The sequence below is a fragment of the uncultured Escherichia sp. genome, assembly GCF_948475835.1.
Taxonomy (GTDB): domain Bacteria; phylum Pseudomonadota; class Gammaproteobacteria; order Enterobacterales; family Enterobacteriaceae; genus ECMA0423.
Genome location: NZ_CAOLGM010000036.1, coordinates 1 through 5,265 on the forward strand (window position 1 = coordinate 1; position 5,265 = coordinate 5,265).

The following is a 5,265-nucleotide window of genomic DNA, read 5'->3' on the forward strand; positions in this document are numbered from 1 at the left end:
TCTTTATATAATTTGGGGGTAGGGTGTTCTTTATGTAAAAAATAGTGTCACCTAAATTTGCGTCAGTGAAATTTATATTAAGTAGATCTTCGAAATAAAACCTTGACAAGGTTAGAACGAACCCGGACAGGTTCTGTCCTGTCATATTGAAATCAATAAAGTTGGTTCCGGCAAAGACTTTCATCCTGTTTTTATTTTCACTGTGCTCAATATATAACTTCGTCATTTTTTGATACAGGCTTTGAATATCTTTTATATTAGTTGGTAAGTCAGCTCGTTGTTCAGCAATAAAATTAGTATCTGAAAACATGGTTTGGACACTGAATGTTATGGGTATTCCCTCTTCTACGCTAATTTTAGTTATGATTGCCTTGTCGGGTTTAGGATTAGCGACAACAATGATTCGACATTCAGCACTTTTGTTTTTTTCATATCTAATGTTATTAATCTGATTAAGTATTGATTGTGTCTGTTGCGTAAGTTGTGTCGAACTTATCGTTTCAATGTTAGTAATAAGACTTACAAGTTGAGCCACAACTTTTGAGTAGTCTGCATTTGTATATGTAGTGTTCGTGTGGCACGCATTAATTTGTTGAAGTTGGTGTTGCGCTAAATCATATTGATCAGAGATATATCCTTCTCCAGAGAATGTGGAATTAATGGGTTGTTGTTCTTCCCAATTATCGCAAGGCCACTTCGGTGTGTCTGGCGTTTTAGCATTATCGGTATTTGTTGTGCAGTTATAAATATCGCCGTGATATGTATTTATTATACCTGGGGTAAAGTCAATTGACATAAAATTCCTTATTCATCATTTGTTTTATGCTAAGATGTTTAAATTGGATAATTAGAACAGGAATGGATTTTCTTCTACACACAATAAATATAATGCGTTATATCTTCCTGATATAATTACCTTTAAATTCCCTTTCATTTCCACCCGGTAATATTTGTGTATAAAAAAGGCAGTGATAGTATCGTAAAGGAAAACGTTAACAACTATCAAAAAGCGCTCATTTTAAAAAGTTATTTTGTTCTCCGATAGTGTGTGAAGTAATATTTTTGTGATGTTTTAGATGTGTAATAATGAACCAGGTTAAAGTGTATTTAAAAATGTGTTGTATTAGCGACTGAAATCTGCCTTTTAAAAAGGAGGAGGGTACTGAGACAAAGAGTCATTGCTTCTCCGATAAAATGTCAGAGAAGCATGATTACGTGGTTATTGTCTGTTGATGACTTGTTGACCGAGCCGTCATCATTCTCAATGCATTAGTTAAATCATTTGTGATTTTTAAGGATTATCCTGTCTATGATTTTCTACTTAGAAGGATATGGCACTAACTATGCATCTTATAGTTTACTGCTGGCATCTATTTAAAATAGCAATTGAGTCAAATAGCCCATCAAGATAGCCATACCTAATATAACCGTCAGGAATGCAGCTATCATCGGCATTCTGAACATTGATTTAAGTAATATCACTTCCGTCAGGCTTGCGCCGGCACTGCCGATGATTAATGCCATTAATGCTCCCAGACCCATTCCTTTTGTCATCAGAACAGATGCCAGAGGGATAACCGCCTCAGCCCGGATATACAGCGGAATACCGACAACGGCGCTTAATGGGATGGCGAAGGGATTATCTGCTCCTGCATGAGCGGCAATCCACGCTGAGGGAATAAAGCCATAAATAAAAGAGCCTATTAATACCCCTAACAAAAGATATGGCAGTACATCTTTAAACTGTTGCAACGCATCTTTGGTGGCTAGTTTTATGGGATTAATACTTGCCACTGCTTTGGTATTGCAACAGTTAACGACGGGTTTCTCAATGGCTTTAGCCGTTGGACTACAGCAACTCACTTCTATTGGCGTATATGTCGTCCCCGGCAAAGTTTTTGCCGACGCTTTGGCTGGAGCACAACAATTTGCTGATGAGCTTTTACTGGCAATGATATGACGTTCAAACCCCAGAGAATCCAGGATAATACTGGCAAGAACGGAGACGCCGGTGGCGATAATCGCGTACAACAAGGTGACTTTCCAACCAAAGGTCACCCACATTAGTCCGACGATAATGGGATTAAGTAATGGTGAAACAAATAAAAAAGTGAGAGTCGGACCAAACCCGGCTTTCGCTGACAACAATCCACGTAGCATGGGTATTGTCGAGCAACTACAGAACGGGGTAACGGCTCCCAACAGAGCAGCCAGGAGATAGCCTCTCCCTTTTCTGGCCCCCATCATCTGCTGGATTTTATGGTCTGGCACCTTTTGTCTTATCAGGCTGACACCGGCACTAATCACTATAAACAGCAACGAAAGCTCGACGGCGAGAAACACAAACATCTCTGCGGCATCTTGCAGCATCGCAAGCCAACTACTCATACGTAACCTCATTGGATAAATCTATATTTCCAGAATAATCGAAATGAAATTCAGATCAAGATATTTCTGGTATTATCGAAATATCAACCAGACAGAGGGGTGTCATATGCAGTTGGAAGAAGTCGCTAAAGCGCTGAAAGAGCTAGGTCACCCGACCCGTTTGTTCATATTTAAACATCTTGTCAAAGCCGGGGAACAAGGGTTGCCGGTCGGTGAGTTGCAAAAGCAGCTTGGGATACCTGGCTCCACACTCAGCCACCATATATCAGCACTGGTATCGGTAGGACTGGTCAAACAAAACCGTGAGAGTCGGACGCTGATGTGTGTTTCGCAATACGCAATGCTGGAAGCGATAATTGAATTCTTACGCGAGGAGTGCTGCGTAAATAGCAAAATTGCCTGATGCGCTACGCTCTACATATTTCATGCCATATATTGAATTTGCACGGTTTTGTAGGTCGGATAAGACGCGTTAGCGTCGCATCCGACATAAACAAAGCGCACTTTACCAACTATGGGCAGTGGATATCGCCGCTTTATTTCAACCGCTTACCCGCTTCATCAACCACTTTCTCGCCATCTTCCTTGGAGAATGCGCCTTTTTGCGCATCTGGCAGAATTTCCAGCACCACTTCTGAAGGGCGGCACAGGCGAGTTCCCAGCGGCGTCACCACAATCGGGCGATTAATCAGAATCGGGTGCTGAAGCATAAAGTCGATTAACCGATCGTCAGTAAATTTATCTTCTGCAAGGCCCAGTTCCTCATACGGCTCGACGTTTTTACGCAACAGCGCGCGTACGGAAATCCCCATATCGGCAATGAGTTTGACCAGCTCATCGCGCGTTGGCGGTGTTTCCAGATAATAGATAATGGTCGGTTCTGTGCCGCTGTTGCGGATCATCTCCAGCGTATTACGCGACGTGCCGCAGGCCGGGTTGTGATAAATGGTAATGTTGCTCATATCAGTATCTCATTACAAAGTGAAAGAGAGACGTAGCGCCAGCGCAGCCAGCGTCACAAACAGCACAGGCAGGGTCATGATAATCCCTGTACGGAAGTAATATCCCCAGCTGATAGTCATATTCTTCTGCGAAAGTACGTGCAGCCAGAGTAGCGTAGCCAGGCTACCAATTGGGGTAATTTTCGGTCCCAAATCGCAGCCAATCACATTGGCATAAACCATCGCTTCTTTGATAACGCCAGATGCCGTGCTGCCATCAATGGACAACGCGCCAACCAGTACCGTCGGCATATTGTTCATAATAGAAGAGAGGAAGGCGGTGAGGAATCCGGTGCCGAGCGTCGCGGCCCACAGGCCGTTATCCGCCAGCACGTTGAGTACGCCAGAAAGATATTCCGTTAATCCGGCATTGCGCAGGCCATAAACCACCAGATACATGCCGAGCGAGAAGATGACAATCTGCCAGGGGGCACCGCGCAGGACTTTACCCGTATTAATCGCATGACCGCGTTTAGCGACGACAAATAATATCAGCGCGCCCACAGCTGCAATGGCGCTCACCGGAATGCCGAGCGGTTCCAGGACGAAAAATCCCACCAGCAGAAGCAGTAAAACAACCCAGCCAGCTTTGAACGTAGCAGGATCTTTGATCGCTTCTGCGGGAGATTTCAGCAGCGCCATATCGTAGTTCTGCGGAATATCTTTGCGAAAATAGAGATGTAACATCACCAGCGTGGCAACAATCGCGGCGATATCCACCGGCACCATCACCGAGGCGTATTCGCGAAAGCCGAGGCCAAAGAAATCAGCGGAAACGATATTCACCAGGTTGGAGACAATAAGCGGCAGGCTGGCGGTATCGGCAATGAATCCGGCCGCCATCACGAACGCCAGCGTAGTGCCTTTACTGAACCCTAAAGCCAGCAGCATGGCGATGACAATCGGTGTCAAAATAAGCGCCGCGCCATCATTGGCAAACAGGGCGGCAACGGCAGCACCGAGCAGGACAATCCAGGTAAACAGCAAGCGACCACGACCATTACCCCAGCGTGAGACGTGCAGCGCCGCCCATTCAAAAAAGCCGGACTCATCCAGCAGCAGGCTGATGATAATGACGGCGATAAACGCAGCCGTCGCGTTCCAGACGATATTCCACACCACCGGAATATCACCCGGATGGACCACGCCCGTAACTAACGCCAGTACTGCGCCGAGCGTTGCACTCCAGCCGATGCCTAAACCTTTCGGCTGCCAGATAACCAATACGATGGTCAGGACAAAGATAGCGCCTGCCAGTAACATAATGCCTCCCGGATAAAACACATCTGAAAATTCATATGTGTTTAGCTAAATTTTTAACTGCAAATGTTCTTACTGTCCCCGGAACAGTTTTGTCGAGCCAGGTTGCGGACAATCGCCTGAACCTTTTCCTGTTCACATCGCCAGGCCTCATCAATAATTTTCGCCGCCCATGCTGGAATATGCGGTGATAAGCGGTAATGAACCCACTTACCTTGCTTGCGGTCCAGCAATAGCCCGCTTTCACGCAGCAATGCCAGGTGGCGGGAGATCTTGGGCTGCGACTGGTCGAGAGCAGTGCAGAGATCGCAGACGCATAACTCTCCCAGTTCGCTGAGCAGTAAAACGATGCCCAGACGGGTTTCATCAGCAAGAATTTTGAACAATTGGATGGGTAACAGAAATGACATATTGCGCTCCTGATTGTTGCAGGTAGTGTCTCTCTTCGAAGCGGATAAGTCAAAAACATATATGACTTAACGAATGTGTAAGTGCAGAGGAAGGTAATAGGTGTGAATTTTGAGTTGGCTATTCATTTGAAAAGAGGTCTGAATCAGGACGTAAAAAAACCGACTTTGCGTCGGTTTTTTACTTTCCAGCCCTGAGTTGGTGGCTC

At 45.2% G+C, this 5,265-nt stretch carries 5 protein-coding genes and 1 pseudogene; 1 reads left to right on the forward strand and 5 read right to left on the reverse strand.

Features of this window, described 5'->3' with window-relative positions; all coding sequences use genetic code 11:
• A pseudogene (locus QZF50_RS09270) lies at positions 1-796 on the reverse strand (hypothetical protein); the annotation flags it as partial.
• A gap of 578 nt (positions 797-1,374) precedes the next feature.
• Positions 1,375-2,388, reverse strand: a complete 1,014-nt coding sequence (locus tag QZF50_RS09275) for a permease (RefSeq protein ID WP_000100287.1) — start codon at positions 2,386-2,388, stop codon at positions 1,375-1,377.
• Between the two features lie 106 nt (positions 2,389-2,494).
• Here QZF50_RS09275 and QZF50_RS09280 point away from each other — a divergent pair, with 106 nt between their 5' ends.
• Complete coding sequence (locus QZF50_RS09280) at positions 2,495-2,791, forward strand: metalloregulator ArsR/SmtB family transcription factor (protein ID WP_001175589.1); 297 nt, start codon at positions 2,495-2,497, stop codon at positions 2,789-2,791.
• 133 nt (positions 2,792-2,924) lie between these two features.
• On the opposite strand, the gene arsC is transcribed toward QZF50_RS09280, so the two are convergent.
• The 3 genes from arsC to arsR are packed head-to-tail and all read right to left on the reverse strand — an operon-like array spanning position 2,925 to position 5,059.
• Complete coding sequence (gene arsC, locus QZF50_RS09285) at positions 2,925-3,350, reverse strand: glutaredoxin-dependent arsenate reductase (protein WP_000065786.1); 426 nt, start codon at positions 3,348-3,350, stop codon at positions 2,925-2,927.
• 12 nt (positions 3,351-3,362) lie between these two features.
• Positions 3,363-4,652: an arsenite/antimonite:H(+) antiporter ArsB gene (gene arsB / locus QZF50_RS09290; protein ID WP_001347664.1), complete on the reverse strand. Its 1,290-nt coding sequence runs from the start codon at positions 4,650-4,652 to the stop codon at positions 3,363-3,365.
• A 53-nt stretch (positions 4,653-4,705) separates the two neighbouring features.
• Positions 4,706-5,059 carry an As(III)-sensing metalloregulatory transcriptional repressor ArsR gene (gene arsR, locus QZF50_RS09295; RefSeq protein ID WP_000008957.1) on the reverse strand — a complete coding sequence of 118 codons (354 nt, stop codon included), beginning with the start codon at positions 5,057-5,059 and terminating at the stop codon, positions 4,706-4,708.
• Positions 5,060-5,265 lie beyond the last annotated feature (206 nt).